The following is a 1,662-nucleotide window of genomic DNA, read 5'->3' as shown; positions in this document are numbered from 1 at the left end:
ATTCCCTCCAGCTTCGTTCTCGGTCGTCCGTCCTCCTCGACGTACAGGAACAGTACGCCTCGGCATCCGAACTCCCTGCGGCCTTGCTGGAGAAAATTTTGAGCAGCCGAGTGGTGCTGATCTGTGACAGTTCTGTCGGGTCGGCGAAAGCAATGGAGAGATGACGGCTGTTGGAAGGGCCTTCGGAATCCCACTGTGAAATCACGAAGTAGACGATCGGTGAATCGAACGCCTTTGGGGGTTCGGCGAACTGCCCGTGCCCTGGCGAGCAAGATCTCGGCATCAACTGGCACGCTGTGGGTCATCTGTTACAGGTGCGCAATACCCTCGAAGTTCAAGCTGCGCCGATGCGCGGCCGCTTGTTGCTTGAGGCGTTTGACCAAGGGCTTTGGAATATTCTTGATGGTCAATGTTGCCATGGCAATCTCCCTTGCAGTGGTTCCATACTGGCACCGTTATGGATACTGTCCAACAATTCCCTGAACGGTCAAGCCGGATCAGATGCTCAGAGCGCTTTACGCCTAATTATTCGAGATCTTCCTCGAAGAAATCCGAATCAACTTTCTTGATTTCGTAGGTGGAAGCAATCGACACTCCCACGCCATGGTCAATCATATAACCTGCCAACTGGATGCCGTCGATGAGAATGATTCGAGAGGAATATACCGATGCACGCGCGTCTTTGGTGAAGGTGGATGTTGTGATGAAGATGCCTTTGGTCGCCTTCATCTTTGAAAGCGCACCGGCGAATTGATCGATGTCCGGACTGCCCACCGGCTTGTCGCTCCACCGCTTTGCCTGGATATAGATATTATCCAATCCGAGCTTATCCTGCCGAATTACTCCATCAACGCCACCATCTTTGCTTTTGCCGATAGCTTGGCCAGCGTCCTTCAGTGAACCTCCATAACCCATCCTGACCAGCAAGAAAATAACGAGTCGTTCGAAGAATTGTGGGCTGCACTTCTTCACCCTTTCGAGAACTTCCGATGCAAGAGCCTCCCGCAGTCGCTCGTACTGGGTTGCCAATGATTCGATTGGCGTCTCGGGGGAGCTATTGGCCGAAGGTTGGAGTTTATCAGTCCTGCGTTCCTTCTTGCGTCCCTGAAACTCCCGGAACTCTTCAAATTGCGACAGAAGATTCCCATCAATCCGAACTGGTTTAGTTCTGAGAATGGCACTCCCACGGTCAGTGATACGAAAGTGGCCCCGCTTTGTTCCTTCGAGCAAACCTGCCTTTTGCAGATAGGTCCTGGCCCACGATACGCGAGAAGAAAACTTGAAAGTACCCCCACTCGGCAGAAGCTCATGCCGCTGATCAGTTGTCAATTTGAACTGCGTTGCCAGTTTCTCGACGGCAGCGACAAGTGGAATCTCCTGCCCATTCATCTCCGCAGCAATCTGCAATAGCGGAAGCATCAGGGTCTCGTAGTCTGGAATGGACATATCGGATACCTTTGTCTCTGACGTATACGGACGATGATTCCCCTTATCCAGAGGTTGCCTTAAACCTGGCGTGTGACCACCAGTCTGTGGAAAGCACCGAGGACCACATCCATGTCCACCTCCCCAGAGGACCTGAGAGGATGTTCTTCCACTGCGCGCGTCGACCGAGGACCTCCCTAGGGCGCGCGGTCCGCGAGCACAGAAGGGGAAGCGTTC

General features: G+C 53.3%; 1 protein-coding gene. It reads right to left on the bottom strand.

Annotated elements, in window-relative coordinates:
* Positions 1–525: 525 nt before the first annotated feature.
* Complete coding sequence (locus tag KF784_20205) at positions 526–1,446, bottom strand: restriction endonuclease (GenBank protein ID MBX3121381.1); 921 nt, start codon at positions 1,444–1,446, stop codon at positions 526–528.
* Positions 1,447–1,662 lie beyond the last annotated feature (216 nt).

This window comes from Fimbriimonadaceae bacterium, assembly GCA_019638775.1.
In the GTDB taxonomy this organism is placed as follows: Bacteria; Armatimonadota; Fimbriimonadia; order Fimbriimonadales; family Fimbriimonadaceae; genus JAHBTD01.
The sequence above is the reverse complement of the archived record's forward strand: the minus strand, read 5'-3'. Positions and strand labels throughout refer to the sequence as shown.